The sequence below is a fragment of the Photobacterium sanctipauli genome, assembly GCF_003026495.1.
Lineage (GTDB): Bacteria > Pseudomonadota > Gammaproteobacteria > Enterobacterales > Vibrionaceae > Photobacterium > Photobacterium sanctipauli.
The window spans coordinates 18535-38044 of sequence record NZ_PYMA01000019.1; the positions used below are offsets into that span (position 1 = coordinate 18535).

At 47.5% G+C, this 19510-nt stretch carries 13 protein-coding genes; 11 read left to right on the plus strand and 2 right to left on the minus strand.

The features are described from left to right. The first annotated feature begins 13 nt into the window (after positions 1–13). Positions 14–2290, plus strand: a complete 2277-nt coding sequence (gene pflB / locus C9I98_RS22000) for a formate C-acetyltransferase (RefSeq protein WP_107272483.1) — start codon at positions 14–16, stop codon at positions 2288–2290. 285 nt (positions 2291–2575) lie between these two features. Continuing rightward, a complete protein-coding gene (gene pflA / locus C9I98_RS22005; protein ID WP_107272484.1) occupies positions 2576–3319 on the plus strand; it encodes a pyruvate formate lyase 1-activating protein in 744 nt (247 codons plus the stop codon). Between the two features lie 387 nt (positions 3320–3706). On the opposite strand, the gene C9I98_RS22010 is transcribed toward pflA, so the two are convergent. Beyond that, positions 3707–4615: a LysR substrate-binding domain-containing protein gene (locus tag C9I98_RS22010; RefSeq protein ID WP_036826202.1), complete on the minus strand. Its 909-nt coding sequence runs from the start codon at positions 4613–4615 to the stop codon at positions 3707–3709. A gap of 561 nt (positions 4616–5176) precedes the next feature. Here C9I98_RS22010 and C9I98_RS22015 point away from each other — a divergent pair. The 5 genes from C9I98_RS22015 to C9I98_RS22035 all read left to right on the plus strand — a co-directional run bounded on the left by C9I98_RS22015 (position 5177) and on the right by C9I98_RS22035 (position 12787). Beyond that, on the plus strand, positions 5177–5716 hold the full coding sequence (locus C9I98_RS22015; RefSeq protein ID WP_036825239.1) for a CBS domain-containing protein: 540 nt from the start codon (positions 5177–5179) through the stop codon (positions 5714–5716). A gap of 114 nt (positions 5717–5830) precedes the next feature. Further along, entirely contained in the window at positions 5831–7363 is a 1533-nt protein-coding gene (locus tag C9I98_RS22020) for a hypothetical protein (RefSeq protein WP_107272485.1), read from the plus strand. A gap of 252 nt (positions 7364–7615) precedes the next feature. Then, complete coding sequence (locus tag C9I98_RS22025; RefSeq protein ID WP_036827927.1) at positions 7616–8899, plus strand: L-lactate MFS transporter; 1284 nt, start codon at positions 7616–7618, stop codon at positions 8897–8899. A gap of 348 nt (positions 8900–9247) precedes the next feature. Further along, entirely contained in the window at positions 9248–10696 is a 1449-nt protein-coding gene (gene focA, locus C9I98_RS22030; protein ID WP_036826534.1) for a formate transporter FocA, read from the plus strand. 336 nt (positions 10697–11032) lie between these two features. Continuing rightward, the gene (locus C9I98_RS22035; protein ID WP_107272486.1) at positions 11033–12787 is read left to right on the plus strand and encodes a formate--tetrahydrofolate ligase; all 1755 of its coding nucleotides are present in this window, start codon (positions 11033–11035) and stop codon (positions 12785–12787) included. Positions 12788–12862: 75 nt separating this feature from the next. Here the strand turns inward: C9I98_RS22035 and C9I98_RS22040 are convergent, their stop codons facing one another. Beyond that, complete coding sequence (locus C9I98_RS22040; RefSeq protein WP_107272487.1) at positions 12863–13504, minus strand: energy-coupling factor ABC transporter permease; 642 nt, start codon at positions 13502–13504, stop codon at positions 12863–12865. A gap of 326 nt (positions 13505–13830) precedes the next feature. Between C9I98_RS22040 and C9I98_RS22045 the strand changes: the two genes are divergently transcribed. The 4 genes from C9I98_RS22045 to C9I98_RS22060 all read left to right on the plus strand — a co-directional run bounded on the left by C9I98_RS22045 (position 13831) and on the right by C9I98_RS22060 (position 19485). After that, entirely contained in the window at positions 13831–14331 is a 501-nt protein-coding gene (locus tag C9I98_RS22045; protein WP_036818812.1) for a YfbU family protein, read from the plus strand. Between the two features lie 255 nt (positions 14332–14586). Next, positions 14587–15852, plus strand: coding sequence for an ABC transporter substrate-binding protein (locus C9I98_RS22050; RefSeq protein ID WP_036818814.1), 1266 nt, complete (start codon positions 14587–14589; stop codon positions 15850–15852). Further along, positions 15852–18227 carry an ATP-binding protein gene (locus C9I98_RS22055; RefSeq protein ID WP_036818816.1) on the plus strand — a complete coding sequence of 792 codons (2376 nt, stop codon included), beginning with the start codon at positions 15852–15854 and terminating at the stop codon, positions 18225–18227. Before C9I98_RS22050 ends, C9I98_RS22055 begins: the two co-directional genes overlap by 1 nt. After that, on the plus strand, positions 18214–19485 hold the full coding sequence (locus tag C9I98_RS22060) for a sigma-54-dependent transcriptional regulator (protein WP_036818818.1): 1272 nt from the start codon (positions 18214–18216) through the stop codon (positions 19483–19485). Before C9I98_RS22055 ends, C9I98_RS22060 begins: the two co-directional genes overlap by 14 nt. The last annotated feature ends 25 nt before the right edge of the window (positions 19486–19510 follow it).

The window sequence follows — 19510 nt, forward strand, 5'->3', positions numbered from 1 at the left end:
AGGTAGGTATGTCATGGCAGAGCAATTTGCTAAAGCTTGGGAAGGGTTCGCAGCAGGCGAATGGCAGAACGATGTAAACGTTCGCGACTTCATCCAGAAAAACTACACTCCATACGAGGGTGACGAGTCTTTCCTAGTTACTGAAGGTACTGAAGCAACTAACAAGCTTTGGGATCAGGTAATGGAAGGTATCAAGCAGGAAAACAGCACTCACGCTCCTGTAGATTTCGATACTTCTCTTATCTCTACCATCACTGCTCACGACGCAGGTTACATCAACAAAGATCTAGAGACTATCGTTGGTCTTCAGACTGAAGCTCCGCTTAAGCGTGCAATCATGCCTAACGGCGGCGTGCGCATGATCGAAGGTTCTTGCAAAGCTTACGGCCGTACTCTGGACCCGCAAGTTTCTAAGATCTACTCTGAGTACCGTAAAACGCACAACCAAGGCGTTTTCGATGTTTACTCTCCAGACATCCTAAAATGTCGTAAATCTGGTGTTCTAACTGGTCTTCCAGATGCATACGGCCGTGGTCGTATCATCGGTGACTACCGTCGTGTTGCACTGTACGGTATCGACTTCCTAATGAAGGAAAAAGTTGCTCAGTTCCACTCTACTCAAGAGAAGCTAGAGTCTGGCGACGATCTACAGATGACGATGCAGCTTCGTGAAGAACTTCAAGAGCAGCACCGTGCACTAGGTCAGATGAAAGAAATGGCAGCGAAGTACGGCTTCGACATTTCTAACCCAGCAACTGACGCGAAAGAAGCTATCCAGTGGCTATACTTCGGCTACCTAGCAGCAGTTAAATCTCAGAACGGCGCGGCAATGTCTCTAGGCCGTACCTCTACTTTCCTAGATATCTACGTTGAGCGTGATATCGCGGCAGGTAAGATCACTGAGGTTGAAGCTCAGGAGATGATCGACCACTTCGTAATGAAGCTACGTATGGTTCGTTTCCTACGTACGCCTGAGTACGATGAGCTATTCTCTGGCGACCCAATCTGGGCAACAGAATCTATGGGTGGTATGGGTGTTGACGGTCGTACGCTAGTTACGCGTACTAACTTCCGTTTCCTAAACACGCTATACACTATGGGTCCTTCTCCAGAGCCGAACATCACTGTTCTATGGTCTGAGCAGCTGCCTGACGGCTTCAAGCGTTTCTGTGCGAAAGTATCTATCGATACTTCTTCTATCCAGTACGAAAACGACGACCTAATGCGTCCAGACTTCGACAACGATGACTACGCTATCGCTTGTTGTGTATCGCCAATGGTTATCGGTAAGCACATGCAGTTCTTCGGTGCGCGTGCAAACCTTGCTAAGACGCTTCTATACGTTATCAACGGCGGTGTTGATGAGAAGCTGAAGCTGCAGGTTGGTCCTAAGACTGAGCCAATGCTAGACGAAGTACTAGACTTCGACAAAGTATACGCTGGCCTAGACAACTTCATGGATTGGCTAGCTAAGCAGTACGTAACTGCACTAAACGCTATCCACTACTCTCACGACAAGTACAGCTACGAAGCTGCGCTAATGGCACTGCACGATCGTGACGTTCGTCGTACTATGGCTTGTGGTATCGCTGGTCTTTCTGTTGCTGCTGACTCACTAGCTGCTATCAAGTTCGCTAAAGTTAAGCCAGTACGTGACGAAGACGGCATCGCAATCGACTTCGAAATCGAAGGCGACTATCCGAAGTTCGGTAACAACGACGCTCGCGTTGATGACATCGCTTGTGAGCTTGTTACTACCTTCATGAACAAGATCCGTAAGCTTAAGACTTACCGTGACGCTGTTCCTACTCAGTCTATCCTAACTATCACTTCAAACGTGGTATACGGTAAGAAGACGGGTAACACGCCAGACGGTCGTCAAGCAGGCGCGCCATTCGCACCGGGTGCAAACCCAATGCACGGCCGTGACGAGAAAGGTGCTGTAGCATCTCTAACTTCAGTAGGTAAACTACCGTTTGCTGATGCGAAAGATGGTATCTCTTACACCTTCTCTATCGTGCCTAACGCACTAGGTAAAGAGCAGGACACTCAGCGTGCTAACCTTGCTGGTCTAATGGATGGTTACTTCCACCACGAAACTGGTATCGAAGGCGGTCAGCACCTGAACGTTAACGTTCTAAACCGCGATACGCTGGAAGATGCTGTTAAGCACCCAGAGAAGTACCCACAGCTAACTATCCGTGTATCGGGTTACGCTGTACGCTTTAACTCTCTAACTGCAGAACAGCAGAAAGACGTTATCGCTCGTACTTTCACTGAGTCTCTATAATTTAGAGTCCAGTCGCTTCAACAAGCGGTGCCTGTACCGCTTGTCATGAACATAAAAATGCCGCTAACCCAGTTAGCGGCATTTTTGTATTCCCTCATGCCAACGGCAAAAACTAGCCATTTTAATCCCCCCTTTACCCAGTTACTGCCTCTTCCCTCACCTCCACTTATAACAAGCAACCTCAGTGAATTACCCTTACACTTAAAGTGAGTTTATGACTACTTTAGCTGAGCGTTTTGTAATAAAATGACAAGAAAATACGCACCTATGCGGAGAAGTTAAGCAATGTCACTAAAAGGCCGTATCCACTCCTTTGAATCCTGCGGAACAGTAGATGGTCCGGGGATCCGTTTTATCGTCTTTATGCAGGGCTGCCTTATGCGCTGCCAGTATTGCCATAACCGCGATACTTGGGATTTACATGACGGTAAGGAAATTACTGTTGATGAGCTAATCAAAGAGGCTACTGCCTATCGCCACTTCATGAACGCATCTGGCGGCGGCGTGACCGCTTCCGGCGGTGAAGCAATGCTACAACCTGAGTTTGTGCGTGATTTCTTCCGAGCCGCGCAAGCGCAAGGCATCCACACTTGCCTCGATACCAACGGCTATATCCGCAAGCACACCGACGTCATTGACGAAGTCTTGGACGCCGCCGATCTGGTTATGCTGGATCTGAAACAAATTAACGACGACGTTCACCAAGATCTGGTTGGCGTACCGAACAAGCGCGTGCTTGATTTCGCCCACTACCTCCATAAGCGCGGACAAAAAACCTGGATCCGTTATGTCGTTGTACCGGGTAAAACCGATGACGAGCAGTCGGCACACCTGCTAGGCGACTTCATCAAGGACATGGACAACATCGAGAAGGTAGAGCTGCTGCCTTACCACCAGCTAGGCGAACACAAGTGGGAAGCGATGGGCTTCGACTACCCGCTAAAAGGCGTCAATCCGCCACCGAAAGAAACCATGGAAAAAATCCAATCTATTATCAGCGGCTACACCAGCGCAAAAGTGATGTTCTAACCATCTAAAGATTATCAATTTTTATAATAGATAGAATAAAGGAGAGCAGAGGCTCTCCTTTTTCATTCCAACCCTATATAGCAGCAAAATAGGCAAAATAAGGCATCTCAGATAACAAGCAACGCTGAAAAATAAGCTTAACCGCACCACTAAATAATAAAGCTGGATACAAAGTAAGGCTGGGAGCCGTGACATGGCCTACTAATAACTGCTTAAAGCTCGCTTTCTCCGATGAAAAGCGCACCTTATTAATCTATTAGTTAATTAGATTGGCATTATAAGAAAAAATGAAACTTGTAGCACATCAGAGGTAAGGTGGCACCTCGCTTAGATTCAAGCTATGCCACCAATTCGACTTTCTACACCTAGAAAGTAAACTTCGCTGCTTCAGGACATCTCAAGCTTATGGTTTTTCATCATACGGTGCCCTTCACGTTTAATACACTCCAGCAATGGGTGATCAGCCATTTCCTTACGCCAAATAAATGAAATTGCACGATCCATTTTTAGTTCTGGTACGTTCAATGCGATAAGTTCACCGCGCTTAATAGATGGCGCCACATCTAAGTATGGTAGGCAGGTTAGATAATGGCCATTGGCCACCATAGTTCGGATCACTGGCACATGGCTGTATTCGCGCCAAACATCCAAATCAGGAATAAGAGGAACCATCGCGCTTTCAAAAATGGCACGAGTACCGGCACCGCCTTCGCGTAATACCCACTGTGCTTGTTCTAGCTGCGCAAGGCTAACACGCTTGTGCTTGGCAAAAGGATGATGCGCCGAGCTGACCACTACAAGGTGATCGCGGCACCACTCTTCCTGATGGGTACGATTATCGTCACAGCGTCCTTCAATGATGCCAATATCGTATTTGTAATTAAGTACGCCTTCTATAATACCCTGGCTACTTTTCACTTCCAGCCCAGTTCTTACCTCAGGAAAATCAGTATCAATAATACTGATAAGCTCTGGAACCAAATGTTCTGCAGGTGTTTGGCTAGCACCAATATTGATACTACCGCTGAAAAGGTGTTGGTCATAAAAGCCAATTTCAATCTGCTCAGCGTCTTGCAATAAGCGTTTCGCCCTTGGTCGCAACCAGTTACCCCAATGGGTCAAGCGCATATCTTTACCCTGACGGACGAAGAGATCCCGGCCAAGTAGCTTTTCTAATTGGCTAAGAGACATACTTGCAGCAGATTGGGTAACCCCTAACCTCTCAGCGGCTTGGCTAACACTCCCCAACTCAGCTACTGCATCGAACACTGATAACTGTTTCAACGAATAACGCACTTTTACTCCTAGGTTTACAACAGGTGGGCCCAACGCCGATAGTTATACTTCGATCGCCAATCAATAAATCTGATTGCTAAATGAACGCATCCAATTGTATCAAGTTTTGGCGCTTGGGTAATGCAAACTGAATACACATTTTATGTTTTAGCCCAGCATACTTAAAGAAAATAGTAACCAAATACCTACAGTTAGATATTCCCCTTAATAAATAAAGAGATGCTGGCTGTCAATTTCACCATTTACTCACAACTACTTTCCGCTGCATTGATTAAATTCAAGCCAAAACACTCAATAAAAACACCAATAGTAATAGCGAAGTATCACTGCATCCATTATGCGACTAATCACCATCATAAAATTTGATTAATTCACTAAGAAATAGATTTTTGAAATACTTTTAAACAAAGTATCAGAAAAACTGAATGACATCCTAAATAAAATCAATTTTACTAATGAGCCGGTGCTGAGTAACATTTCCGTCAACAGCTCAATGAGCCATTTTTCAATGACTCTTGGCGAGTTACTGCAACATTGTTGATTTATATTAAGGAGATTGTTATGAGCGCATTACTTACAGTGAGAGACATTGTAAACACGCAAGCCCCAACGCTAAGTACTGATACGAATTTACCTACGGCTATCGATGTTTTGTCCAAAAATCATATTAACGGTGCACCTGTGTGTGATGAAAGCGGTAACCTTATTGGTTTTTTATCTGCCCACGACATCATGGTAGAAATGTGGTGCCAGGACTACTTACCTGATGAAGACGTATCGGTAGGTACGCTAATGAAGACTGATCTAGTCACGATGGATATTGATGACCGTCTAACAGATGCCCTTGAATATCTGGCTTTGGATAAGGAGCAGCTTTATCCAACAACAGCGATGGGCTATGCGACACAAATGACAACGCTGTCTCTAGAAGAGCGCGCCAAATCAATCAAAATCAACAAACCACAAATTTTACCAGTACTAGAACAAGGTAGGTATGTCGGTGTTGTATCACGCCAAGAAGTATTGAGAGCTCTTCGTGCTCTATTCAATGATGCGACAACACCAGTCGCTGAAAATGTTGCCCCACAGGTTGTGACCTAATTTAGTAACGGACTAATTATACGCTCACAGCCCGCATTCCCTTAGTTGGGCTCCCATGTATTTACGACATGCCATCGCGCCTGTGAGCAGTTCGAAAAAGTTTTTGGAGTTAAAATGGAACACGTTTCCCATCTTTTTGCTTTTAACCATTTTGTAATTGCAATGGTTGCGTTAACAATTATGGTGCTTGTTGCCCGCACCCTTGTTGCTGGCACTAAGTATTCATCATTGCTCGTCATTGTTGTTTTTGGCCTGGCTTTAGGCTCGCTACTGGTTCACAGTGGTATGGCTACACCGGGGCTAGATCAATTCCCGATTGTTTCGCTGATTGGCCAAACAACAGTCATTGCATTAATCGCTTCATTCTTCGTCGGCGGGCAGGAAATCAAACGTCTGCTGTCGAAGCAAAGCATGGATGAAAATTGCGACTTCTTCACCCCGTCTTCTCAAGAGGTGGTGTTGGGGACAAGCAGTACACAATTAACATTTATCATTCGTGCATTCCTGTTGCTCATTGGTATCCAAACGGCTGACGTTCTGCTTTCAGGCCGAGTAACCGACTCGGCGTTAGGGGAGTCATACCTACTCCTGTCATATATCTGCCTTGCTTTAGCATTCATTCTGATTGACCGTAAAGCCGTGATCAGCAACAAGGGCAAATATATTCGTAAAGGTCTATTCGAAGTTGTTGCGATTATTATCGTGCTTAACATTTCCCTTTGGCTTTCAAACGCAGTGTCATCTGTTATTGGCCTTCCGCAGATCTTCTTTGCGATGATCTTATCTTCCGGCCTAGGCATGCTCCTACCAAGATGGAAGCACGGCCCAACCATGAACGCGCTATTATTTGCCGGTATTCCACTTGTACTGGCAGGTAGCTTCATCGTTGGCGGATCACACATGGTTGAAGCTTTCGGTATCCCTGGCCTACAGAGCGTAATTGTTTACGGTTTCTCTGGCCAAATCTTCTGGATGTTCGGCGGTCTGGCTCTACTTATCTTCGTTGGTAAAGCCAACCACCTCCGTAACCTTGCACCGGGCCTAGCTGGCGGCTTATCTCACTCAGGACTAACTGGTGCATGTACTGCTGGTGATTTTGGCCGCACAGCCGCGTCCCGTGCCCCTATCATGATTAACATTCCGTTTGCTGGCCATATCTTTGTCTTTACAATACTGGCAGCCAGTGCCGAGCGCGGCTCCCTGATGGTGAGCTGGACACTACCACTTATTTTGGCTGGCGCAGCGTTTGTTTTTCTATCACTGAAAAAACTTCGTGCCGCCAAAGGCTGTGAAAGCAGTGAAGTAAAAGGCCTGATGCTATTCTCACTAGGCTGGCAGATCATCGCGGTCTTCGGTAGCTTCACCCTGCTTAGCGTCGCGGGTATGTCACTTGAACATGCATCAATGTCTGCCTCATCTGGCCTATCCCACTTCGGCTTATTTGCCGCAGTACAAGAAGGGATGTTTGGTGCTGCCGCTGCAAGCCTTATCACCTTTACCTTTGCAATGACATTCCTGGTTCACCCGTTTGTCTTCGCCATGTTTGGTAAAGCGGCTGAAAATAGCGGTGTAATGGCAGAAAAAGCCGTAATGGCACTAGCAAGTATTGGTTTGATTGGCGTCATTTACTCAACCATCATTATTTAACAATCATTGCATAATAAAATAATACTTAATTAAAACAGACTCGACCCTTTTATTTGTTGGGGGAGACATGATGTCACCCCCAATATATTGCTTCTACGCGTTTAAAACAAAACCTAGTATTTCAATTAGTTTCAATTCAGCTTTAACCATATAACAAGCGAAATAATAAAACCAAGAGATCAATTTCGCTCTTAATTTACTGCTATTTAAAAAATATATTGTTAGCAGTAATTAATTAGTAGGTTAAATCAAATGCAATCAACACAAGTTAAAAACCGCTGGTTAATAGCACTTGCCGCGGTAGGAATCCATATCTCTATTGGATCTGTATATGCGTGGAGTGTCTTTTCTAATCCGCTTCATGTTGCTTTCGGTTGGGATTTACAACAAATCTCACTAACCTTTGGGATCGCCATCTTCTTCCTTGGTGCATCTGCTGCAGTCATGGGGCATGTTGTTGAAAGGAAGGGTCCGCGATTCACCGGTACAATTGCTGCAGCCTTTTTCGGTGCAGGTATTGCCGGAGCAGGTATTGCAACCATGATGGAAAGCTTATATCTGCTTTATTTCAGTTACGGCGTTTTGGGCGGTATTGGCCTTGGGGTCGGTTATGTTACGCCAGTATCAACCCTAATCAAATGGTTCCCTGACCGCCGTGGACTGGCAACCGGCTTAGCGATTATGGGCTTTGGTTTTGCATCGATGATTGCAAGCCCAGCCATTCAAGCTTTAATAAATAGTGTAGGTATATCATCAACCTTCTTTATTCTTGGCGGTACTTACTTTACCATTATTTTAGCGGCTTCACTTTATTTAGAGCGACCACCGGTTAACTGGAAGCCTGCCTCAATGGTAGAGACAGATCAGCCGACCAAAGTGAAAAAGACAACGGCAGATCTCAGCCAGCAAAACGCCAATGAAGCAATCAAAACACCAACCTTTTGGGGTCTATGGGTGATGATCTTCATTAATATCACATGCGGCATTGCGATCATTTCTGCAGCTTCCCCTATGGCTCAAGAAATTGCAGGCCTCACCGCAATGGAAGCGGCAACAATGGTTGGTGTAATGGGACTACTCAATGGCTTAGGTCGCCTACTGTGGTCATCGGCTTCCGATCACCTCACCAGACCGAATACCTTTGTTCTGTTCTTTATTATTCAGATCGTGGCCTTTATGATGCTGCCATCACTTTCGCATGCTATCGCTTTCCAAGCAGTGGTATTTATCATCATGACTTGTTACGGTGGTGGCTTCTCCACACTACCTGCCTACATCGGTGATCTATTTGGTACCAAACAACTCGGCGCAATCCATGGTTATATTCTTACGGCTTGGGCGTTGGCTGGATTAACAGGCTCGTCACTGGCCGCCTATGTACGTGATTTAACAGGTAGCTATACCATCACGATGTATATCTTCGTTGGAATTCTATCTGTCGCACTATGCATTTCCCTAATGATGAAGCTATACGTAGCAAAAATTCAGCAGGCGAACGCGATGGATGGCACCCAGCTTAAGCAGGCCACAGCGTAAAATAGCAATACCTTACTTATCAAAAAGTAAACCCGTATGACAGTCAACCACCAGCCTCTGGCTGGTGGTTTTTTTAACCCAATCATTCAATACTTGCTCGATGGCTCACTCTTATTCACAATAGTGATGCCCCATACCACTGTTTGCATATCGAAATCTACCAAAACTGCAATATACGAAATTGTAATCATATATTTCATATAAGAAAATATGAACCAGCTTTATATTGCTATCAATTTTTCTTATTATTGCATTGCTTAATACATTGAGCATGTAACTTGGGCAGGAAGCCGAAGTGAAAAACAGTGAGCACCGAGACGGAAAAAGTGTGTAGCACTTGGGGTAAGCATGAGTAACGTAGATACCACTAATAACCAGCTGTTCTCGCCAGTAGAAATGATGGCGGAAGCGGAGAAATTCGCACTAAGCAAAGCAAAAAAAACCAGCAGCATGACGCTGGGACTAGCTGTTATGGCTGGTGCATTTATCGGACTAGCCTTTGTCTTTTATATCACTGTTACTACTGGCAGTGCCGCTGCTGGCTGGGGACTCAGTCGCTTAGTCGGTGGCATTGTTTTCAGTATGGGGCTGATCCTCATCGTGTTGTGCGGTGGCGAGCTATTTACCAGCTCGGTTCTATCCAGCATCTCTTGGGCTAACCAACAAATTTCATTTAAAAAAATGATATCCCTATGGGCGAAGGTCTACGTTGGCAACTTCATCGGTGCCATGTTCATGCTATTTCTGATCAGCGCTGCCGGCCTATACTTGCTCAACAATGGTCAATGGGGTCTGAATGCACTCAACATTGCCCAGCATAAAATCCACCATACTCCAGTACAAGCTTTTGCCCTTGGCGTACTGTGTAATTTGCTAGTCTGCCTTGCAATTTGGATGACGTTTAGCTCCGCCAATGCGCTTACCAAAGCGCTACTCATGGTATTGCCTGTTTCTATGTTTGTTTCCAGTGGCTTTGAACACTCGGTTGCCAATATGTTTATGGTACCCCTTGGTATCTATATTCAGAACTTCGCCTCAGATCAATTCTGGCAACAAGTCGCAGCCGATCCGCAACAATTCAGCGACCTCACCATCCCCACATTCCTAATGGCAAACCTACTACCAGTAACACTCGGCAATATTCTGGGAGGCGCGGTGCTTGTTGGTCTTGCAAACTGGTGTATCTTTCGACGCCCTCAACTAAAAGCAGCCAGTGTAAGCCCTATTACGCAAAGCTTGAATCTAGAGCCAACCAAGGAAACTGATATGCTCTCTCACCTAACGGTCAAGGACGTTACAAATACACAACCGTTTACATTAACGGCTGATATTTCAGTACCAAAAGCCATCGATATGATGGTTGAGCAAAACCTCTCAGGCGCACCGGTTTGTGATGTACAAGGCCACCTTGTCGGGTTCTTCTCTACTTTCGACGTAATGAAAGAGCTGTGGTATCAAGATTACCAACCAATCAAGGGCACAAAAGTTGTTGATCTCATGAAGCGAGATGTCGTAGCGGTAAATGTAGATGATCACTTAGTTGATATCGTCGAGTACCTTTGCATCGACAAAGATCAACTTTACCCAACCACGCCGATGGGAATAGCTACAAGCACAACGACTATGTCGCTGGAAGAAAGGGTAAAAGCCCTGAAAGCCAGCAAACCCCGAATTCTTCCGGTACTACAAGATGACCTGTTCATTGGCATCATTACCCGAGAAAGCATTATGGCCGAGCTACGCAACGTTTATGACGATGCTCTAGAGCCAGAAGTCTCCCGACTGGAAGTGGTATAACAGACCAAAGATTCACAACGAACCGCAGCCAAGGCTGCGGTTTTTTATTAAGCAATTCACCAACAAAATTTTTTTCATAATCACTCAAAAAAAGTCGTACAAACACAAATATTTAACAGCAATTTTTTCTTTAATTCTCAGCAACTTTTAAGTAACCATAAGATATAGCAACAACATTCTATTAAAGTTTAACCAAACTAGTGACATATATATCGGCACTTTCCCCTTTACCCATGATAAAATTATGGTATAAACCCAACGCAAACGTTTGCGCAACTCGTAATACTCCTCTTGCGCAAGATATCTCAAGTTACCAAAGCGAGGTTATGGCCGCCCATGAAAAGTGATATTGAAATTTGCCGTGATACCGAACTCACACCAATTGATAGCATCGCACTACAGGCAGGCCTTCTTTCTGAAGATCTGACTCCACAAGGTACGCTCAAGGCCAAAGTAAAGCCTTCGGTACTAAAACGCCTAGCAGATAAAGAAGAAGGAAAGCTGGTCGTGGTTACCGCGATCACCCCAACCCCGCTGGGTGAAGGTAAAACCGTGACAACCATTGGCCTTGCACAGGGCCTAGCCAAGCGTGAGCAAAAAGTCATGGCGTGTATTCGCCAGCCTTCGATGGGGCCGGTTTTTGGCGTTAAGGGCGGTGCCGCTGGCGGCGGCTTCAGCCAAGTTGCCCCAATGGAGAAGCTAAACCTTCACCTGACCGGTGATATCCACGCCGTAACCGCCGCGCACAACCTTGCCGCAGCTGCCATTGATGCCCGCCTTTATCATGAAGAGCGCCACGGTTATGAGGCCTTTGCCGAGAAAACCGGCATGGCTGCGCTGCGTATCGACATTAACCGTATCGTCTGGAAGCGCGTGATGGACCACAATGACCGTGCCCTTCGCATGATCACTGTCGGCAAGAACCAACCGGGCAAAACCATCAACGGCCTTGAGCGCGAAGACGGTTTCGATATCTCGGCGGCATCTGAGCTCATGGCTATCCTTGCCCTATCGAAAGATTTGGCAGACATGCGCCAGCGTATCGGCCGTGTGGTACTGGCTTATAATATCGACGGCAACCCGGTAACAGCAGAAGACTTGCAGGTTGCCGGCGCGATGGCCGTGACCATGTGCGAGGCTATCGAGCCAACGCTGATGCAAACACTGGAAGGCGTACCGACCCTGATCCATGCTGGCCCGTTTGCCAATATCGCCCACGGTAACTCTTCGGTCATCGCTGATCGTATCGCCCTTAAGCTAAGCGATTTCACCATCACCGAAGGTGGTTTCGGCTCTGACATGGGCTTCGAGAAAGCGTGCAATATCAAAGCTCAACAAGCGGGTCGCGGGGCAGACTGTGCCGTTGTCGTTGCCACCTTGCGCGGCCTTAAAGCCAACTCGGGCCTGTATGACCTACGCCCGGGCCAAGCCCTGCCTGAGGCAATCTTTGCCCCGGATGACAAAGCCTTGGTTGCTGGTTTCGAAAACCTAAAATGGCACATCAACAATGCAGCCAAATACGGTGTGCCAGTGGTTGTGGCAATCAACCGCTTCCCGCAAGATAGTGACGCTGAACTTGCGGCGCTAAAAACCATGATTGAGCAGGCGCACTTCTCGACCCACGTTGATGTCGCGATCAGTGAAGCGTTCGGCAAAGGTGGCGAAGGCGCAACCGAGCTTGCCGATGCCGTGATCAACGCATGCCAACAACCAGCTAACTTCAAGCCGCTATACAGCCTAGAGCAAACGCTGGAAGAGAAGCTGATGACAGTAGCCGAAGTGGGCTACGGCGGGCGCGGGGTTGAGCTTTCTGATCTGGCGAAGCAGCAACTTGCCGAGCTCAAGGCCCAAGGGCACGACAACTTGGCGATTTGCATGGCGAAAACACCACTGTCTATTACCCACGATCCAAGCTTGAAAGGTGCGCCAACCGATTTTGTCGTGCCTGTCCGTGAGCTGAAACTCTGCGCGGGTGCCGGTTTCGTCTACGCCCTGTGCGGTAATGTCATGACCATGCCGGGCTTGCCAGAAAAACCTGCCTACCTGGCATTGGATATCGACGAAGATGGCAATATTACCGGTCTTAGCTAATTCGCTAATTTCGGTGGCATGACAAAACGCCAGCTTATGCTGGCGTTTTTAATTTTGGCATCATGCAGGGCGCCCTCATCGGCTCAAGTAGTCCCGATCATGAAACGTCCTCACCCACTCCGGCTTGTAAACCACCAGCAAGGTAATGGCCATACCGTTCAATAATGCTTCGGGGAACAGCAACAGCGGCATCAGAACCAAGTAGTTTTCGACGATATACGTCCAGCTATACTCCCCTGCCAGAAAAATCCACCCTGCAGACACCAGCATATGCACGACCATCGTCAGCGCCCCATTCATAAAAGCGGCAAGAAAAATGTAGACGAACAAGTGCCGGGTAAAAAAACGGTAGGTAAATAGAAAGAAGGCATAGCTGAACATGGTTGGCAAAATGACATTGGTCAGGCCGTATAACCCACCATCGGTCACGGGCAGCAAGCCAAAAACCATCAGCAACAGCATAGGCACCGCGCCTATCAAGCCGGCTATCCGCCAGCCATGGCACAGTGCAAGGAGCGTCAAGCCCAAAAAATGCACCTGCAGGCCGTCGGTTAACCCAGCCCGCAAACTCCAAAGCAAAAACAGCACCACAACCGAGGCTGACACCCAATGCTGGTAGTCCTTCTCGCCTTTAAACTTCGGCCAGAACTCCCGCGGAAAAAACCACAGCAACAAGCCGAGCCAAGCAACGTAGCCCCCAATTTGCAATCCAGTCATGACAGCCCAACATCCTTGTAAGTTAGCCCTTTCGGCCTATCTGCTCGCATTCGGTACCTAACCATACTTATCCAGCGTACCTTGTTTTACTAACACCAACCACACGTGCCGCAAACAAATTACGTCTAGGCCACAAACCGCAAAAGCCGTGTAATAATTAAGAGTAATATTTGTTAAATATCAATTATGATACCTGTTCTGGACAGTCTTTATACGATTAAATCTTTTTAACAAAAAAATGGGTCCAAGACGTCACCAGATCAATTTTTTTTGCATCCAAACTGATAATCTCAGTTGCAGCTCAATAATTATTAAGGCCTATCATTATGGAAATGACCAACGCACAACGTTTGATCCTATCTAACCAGTACTACCTGATGTCTCAGATGAACCCTGAGAATGAAGCGAAATACCGCCGCCTGCAAACGATCGTTGAGCGTGGCTACGGGCTTCAGATGCGTGAACTAGACAAAGACTTCGGTGAATTGCCAGAGCAAGATTGCCGCAATGTCATCGACTTCATGGAGATGTACCACGCATTGCAAGAGTCGTTCAAAATGCTAAGCGAAGACAACCAAAACCAGGTTGATCAGCGTCGTCTTCAGTTCCTAGGCTTTGATGCTGCTACTGAATCCCAACTGGTGCACTACGTTCGCTTCCTAACCGAAGAAGAAGGCCTATACCCTCAGTTCGACAAAGCCGAACACCACTTCAACAGCCAAGTACCGATGCTAGACAAGTACCAGCGCATGCTACAAACATGGCGCAACTGCCCACGTCAGTACCACTTGTCTGCCACTGAAATCCAGCAGATCCAAAACGCATAATTGTAATGCGAGACAGATGAACACCGAACCGGAGCATTTTTGCTCCGGTTTTTTATTACCGCTAACTCACTGCCCACAATGTAAAAAAGTGTGATCTTCAACAATATAAACCCTCACCCTGGGTCAAAATCGCCACAAAAACCACAGGCTTGATGATAAAAGCGCTAACCTAGCGATAAATTACAGCAAGGCTATTTTTTTCCCTTTCTTCGCCCCTCATAATAAGCTACCTGACAATAAATAAATGGTTTGACCATGATGCGAGTTGCGACATATTGCTTTGCTTTGCTGCTGTTTATCACGCCATGCTTCGTCGCTGCGACCAATCAGTTAATCATTCTCACCACCTTCACCGAAGCGTCGCTTCAGCCATTGCTGAAACAATTCCAGCAACACCATCCTGACACCGAGTTCAAGGTACTTCACCGCCGGGAAGCGTCCGGCCTGAGACTGCTAAGCGACAACCAACATGATATTGATATCGTGATATCCTCGTCGCTCTCCCTGTTTATTCCGCTCAGCCAACAAAACCGCATCCTGCCCCTTAACGAGCTCAACTACGATTCTGCGGTTCAGCAACAACTGTTACTGCCTGATACCGTCAACAACGTTGCTATCTTTGGCTACTCCGGCTACGGCTTCATGTGGAATCAGGACTACCTCGATAAGCATCGACTCGATTTGCCTAGCCGCTGGGAAGATCTCGCCGATCCGCAATATTTCAGGCATTTGGTCATGAGTAGCCCTTCGCGCTCCGGTACCACCCACATCATGGTGGAGAACATTCTGCAACAGCACGGCTGGAAAGATGGCTGGCGGCTGCTACTCAAAATTGGCGGCAACTTGGCTTCTGTGTCAGCGAGAAGCTACGGCGTCAGTGATGCCATTGCCCGCGGTCTTGCTGGTATAGGGCCAGTGATTGACAGTTATGCCTACAGCAGCCAAGCACAGTTTCCTTTCATCGGGTTTAGCTATCAACCGTCGAGTCCGCTTCTACCGAGCTATGTCGCGGCACTACCCAATCTTCACCAAGCCAAACAAACCATGGCATTTGTTCATTTTTTACTGTCTGAACAGGTGCAAGATAACCTGTCCATTAGCTCGATGAACAAGTACGCCCTCAACCAGAAGCTATCCCAACCTTATGAGGTTGTCTCGCTTGACCACGCCCTGATGCAACAGCGCTCAACCTTGGTAAAGGCCTTATTCGAGTACAGTGTTAACCGCCAGCTGATCAGGCTCAACCAAGCCTGGCAGCTTATTCACGAAGTCGAGAAGCTAACGACGCTCACCCCCGATCAGCAGCACAAGTTCAACTTGGCAAAGCGGCTCGCATCAACGCCGCCCATTACCGAACGCCAAGCAAGATCGGAGATTTTGCAACAGTCCATTTCGTTATCGAGCAAAGATATCAACAGCATCCAACTTACCCGCCAGTGGCAGCAGTTAATGACAGACCAACTCGACCATGCAATCGCCATTTGCGAGCAGTTGCTCGATGATGAAGGCGGTCACTCATAATGTTTAAGCGTAATACGATCGGCAACCGCCTTATCGCCTCTATTGCATTTATGGCCCTGTTAACGATCAGCGTTAGCCTGATCGCAATTATCAACTGGGAAAGCCTGGATGATCGCATCCAAGCATTGGTGGATAAGCACATACCAACGTTGCGAGCGAGCTACCAACTTGAGCGCAACACAGCGGGATTGCAGGCAGCGCTCAACCTGTTAAGCAATAATACCGATCCGGTCATGCATGCCGATCTCAAGCAGAACATCAACGAGAAGCTCAACCAAATCAGCATAGCTATCAACCAAACCAGCAGCCTGGCCTTTCACCCAGCCGTGAAAAGTGAGCATGAGACTTTGCTGGAAGACATCAAGGCTTACGCTGACTTGCTTTACCAGCGCAATACCCACCTGTATGTGCTGGCGCAAACCGAAAACAATATCAAATGGCTGCATCAGGACCTGATTGATGAACTCAACCCAATCCGCCAAGAAGTGGAATGGCAGCTCACTCGCATGCTACCCAATGCCATAGTCTCTAGTGCCGTCAATGAAGTGATGACGGAATTCTCCCTGATCCAGTCCATTACGGTAAAAGAGAATGAGCTTCACCAATTGGTGCAAGAGATCATCCGCCAGCGGCAGGACCGAGATCTCAGCAATGCGTTTTACTTCATCGGCTACAAAACCGAGGAAGTCAGCAAGATGAGCCACAGCCTGAGCCACTACCCTTCTACCGTGTCTTACCGCCAATTGCTTAATGAATTGATTGCGATAGTTGAGCCCGGCGGCATGCTGGAGCAGCAATTGATTCGGGATAACGATCTTTACCGGGCAATCCTCCAGTACCAAGAAAAAATACAATCCCGGCTCAATGATCAGGAAGAGATGATCCAGACCATGGTGGAGCAAGAGGATGCTTCATTGCATGCCCTGAACGAGAAGACCCGCCAAGCGATCATCATCAGCAACATTATTCTGTTTGGCATGGTTATCGTCACCCTATTTCTATCCGTCATGCTCTCGATTTATTTGGTTGGCAAAGGCATCGTCAAGCGCTTGAATATGCTGTCACAAGACCTGCAAGCGGTGGCAAGCAACCAGCATAACGCAACGATCCAGGTTACCGGGGATGATGAAATCGGCCTGCTCGGCGATAACTTGCGCCACTTCTGCCGCCAGATGCAGGAGATGCAACAAAGCAATGCCCTGAACCTGATCAACAATACCCAGGCCAGCATCATCACTTGTGATTTAAACGGTATGATTGAGTCGGTCAACCCGAGCGCACAGTCACTGTTCCAACGCGGTGACGAGCCGGTAAATATGGCAATTTGGGAATTATTCAGCCCAACCATGCACCAACGCCTGCAATCGCTGTTTGCCGACAACAGCCCACTGATCAAGCAACGAGGCTGCAACCTTACTATCAAGCAGCATCAAGCCCACCATGAAGAACAGCAAGATAGCCTCTATTTACGGCTTGATTTCCGGTTATTCCAGCAAGGCAAGCGGGAGAAGGTCATTGTGACCATGACCGATATCACCGAGCAGGAAAATGCGGCACGCTGGCTGGAAAAAATGGTAAGGGAAAAGACCCACTCCCTCACCACTCGTAACCGCCAACTCAAAGCCGAGGTTGAAGACCGCAAGCGAGTTGAGGCGGATCTTCGCGCGACACAAGACGAGCTGATTCAAGCAGCCAAAATGGCTGTGGTAGGGCAAACCATGACATCGCTGGCCCACGAGCTCAACCAGCCGCTATCGGCAATTTCCACCCATGTGTTCACCGCCCAAATGGCATTGGAAAAGCAGCGGCTTGACCAACTGCCTATCAGCATCGATAAGATTGACAACCTGGCTTCGCGAATGGGACGGATCATTTCAAGCCTGAAAAGTTTCTCTAAAAAGCAGTCTGCCAGTAGCGCATTGCAAAAAGTCGATGTTTCTGCCTCGCTGCAGCAGTCGATGATGATTGTGGAAAGCCGCGCCAAAATGCAGCAAACCACCATTAGCCACCAGCTCAGCCAACCACTGTATTGTTTGGCTGATCAGGTACAACTGGAGCAGGTGCTGGTCAATCTCTTGGTCAACAGCTGCGATGCCGTCGCAGGCTGTCAGCAACGCCATATTACCGTCGAATCTCTAGACAACCAGCCAAGCACCTGCCGACTGGCTGTCAGTGATAGTGGCAACGGATTCGCCACTGAAATTATAGAAAAACTATTTGTGCCATTTACCACAACCAAGGAAGTCGGTTTAGGCCTTGGCCTAACTATTTGCCGCTCAATCATGAATCGTTTTGATGGCGACATTTATCTCGCCTCAACCCTTCAAGGTGGGGCCATGGTCGTGTTGGAGTTAAAAAATTATGATAATGAATAACGATATTGAAGTGCTGATCATTGACGATGATCAGGACGTGCTTGACTCATATCAGCAACTACTCGAAATGTCGGGCTACAAAGTCAAAGCCATTACCGACCCAACCCAAGTCACGACATTACTGCATAAAGACTGGCCCGGCGTGGTCGTCACCGATATGTACATGCCGGGCCTCAGCGGCATGGATTTGCTCGAACATATCAAAAGCCTTGATCCTGAACTGCCCGTTATCATGATCACCGGCCACGGTGATATCCCAATGGCAGTTGACGCGGTACGCCGCGGCGCTTTGGATTTTCTGCAAAAGCCTCTCAAGCCAGCAGAGTTACTGTCATTGCTTGATAAACACTTACCCGTTCGCAAGCAAAAGATAGAGCAGCGCACGACCTTAAGCCAAACCACCAGCGAAGTGCTGCTGGGTGACAGCCCGCTGATCGTAAAAATACGCGAAAAAATCACCCAGATAGCATTAACCACCCGTGATGTCCTAGTTGAAGGTGAAAACGGTACCGGCCGCCATACCGTCGCCAAACTACTGCACCAAAACAGCACCATCAGCCAAGGGCCTTTTGTCACCACCCATGGCCAGAATATTACCTGTACGGCTGACTTGCAGCGCGCAATGATTTCAGCCCGCGGCGGCAGTATCAGCCTCAACAACCCGCACTTGATGCCTAGCGAAACCCAACAGTGGCTCTGCCGCTTCTTGCTTGAACAAGACCGGCAGAACAAAAAAGAAGTACGGGTATTGGCAGTCACGGGGACTGACCCCGAATCTTTGGTTGAACAAGAAACCTTGTTACCAGAGCTATTTTATTTCTTAAGCCAGGTGCGATTCCAGCTACCGCCATTAAAACAGCGCGCTTGCGATATTACCCCTCTGTTCAAGTACTTCTTAAAGCAGAGCTGCCAGAAGCTAAACAAGACAGTTCCGGCGGTTGATAAAGCCTATATCAATACCCTAAACCGCCATGACTGGACCGGTAATGTGCTTGAGCTTAAGAACGTCGCTGAATTGTATGCCATTGGTATCGTCAAGCTGGCAGGGCAAGATCGCACCAAGCCACTGGAACAAATGAGCAGCCCGCTAGATGATTTGGTCGATAGCTATGAGAAGCAAGTGATCGAGGATGCCTTGTACCTCTTTGCTGGCCGGATCAACGACGTCTCAAACTACCTGCAAGTGCCGCGTAAAAAACTGTACTTGAGAATGAAAAAGCACAACCTCGATAAGTCAGAATATAAGGTACACGGCTAGCTTGATACATTAGCCTTGGGTCAAT

Coding starts and splice junctions, on each gene's coding strand:
- C9I98_RS22020 (WP_107272485.1), top strand. CDS start 5,831: ATGGAACACGTTTCCCATCTTTTTGCTTTTAACCATTTTGTAATTGCA.
- C9I98_RS22040 (WP_107272487.1), bottom strand. CDS start 13,504: ATGACTGGATTGCAAATTGGGGGCTACGTTGCTTGGCTCGGCTTGTTG.
- C9I98_RS22060 (WP_036818818.1), top strand. CDS start 18,214: ATGATAATGAATAACGATATTGAAGTGCTGATCATTGACGATGATCAG.
- C9I98_RS22025 (WP_036827927.1), top strand. CDS start 7,616: ATGCAATCAACACAAGTTAAAAACCGCTGGTTAATAGCACTTGCCGCG.
- pflA (WP_107272484.1), top strand. CDS start 2,576: ATGTCACTAAAAGGCCGTATCCACTCCTTTGAATCCTGCGGAACAGTA.
- C9I98_RS22055 (WP_036818816.1), top strand. CDS start 15,852: ATGTTTAAGCGTAATACGATCGGCAACCGCCTTATCGCCTCTATTGCA.
- C9I98_RS22015 (WP_036825239.1), top strand. CDS start 5,177: ATGAGCGCATTACTTACAGTGAGAGACATTGTAAACACGCAAGCCCCA.
- C9I98_RS22035 (WP_107272486.1), top strand. CDS start 11,033: ATGAAAAGTGATATTGAAATTTGCCGTGATACCGAACTCACACCAATT.
- C9I98_RS22045 (WP_036818812.1), top strand. CDS start 13,831: ATGGAAATGACCAACGCACAACGTTTGATCCTATCTAACCAGTACTAC.
- pflB (WP_107272483.1), top strand. CDS start 14: ATGGCAGAGCAATTTGCTAAAGCTTGGGAAGGGTTCGCAGCAGGCGAA.
- C9I98_RS22050 (WP_036818814.1), top strand. CDS start 14,587: ATGATGCGAGTTGCGACATATTGCTTTGCTTTGCTGCTGTTTATCACG.
- focA (WP_036826534.1), top strand. CDS start 9,248: ATGAGTAACGTAGATACCACTAATAACCAGCTGTTCTCGCCAGTAGAA.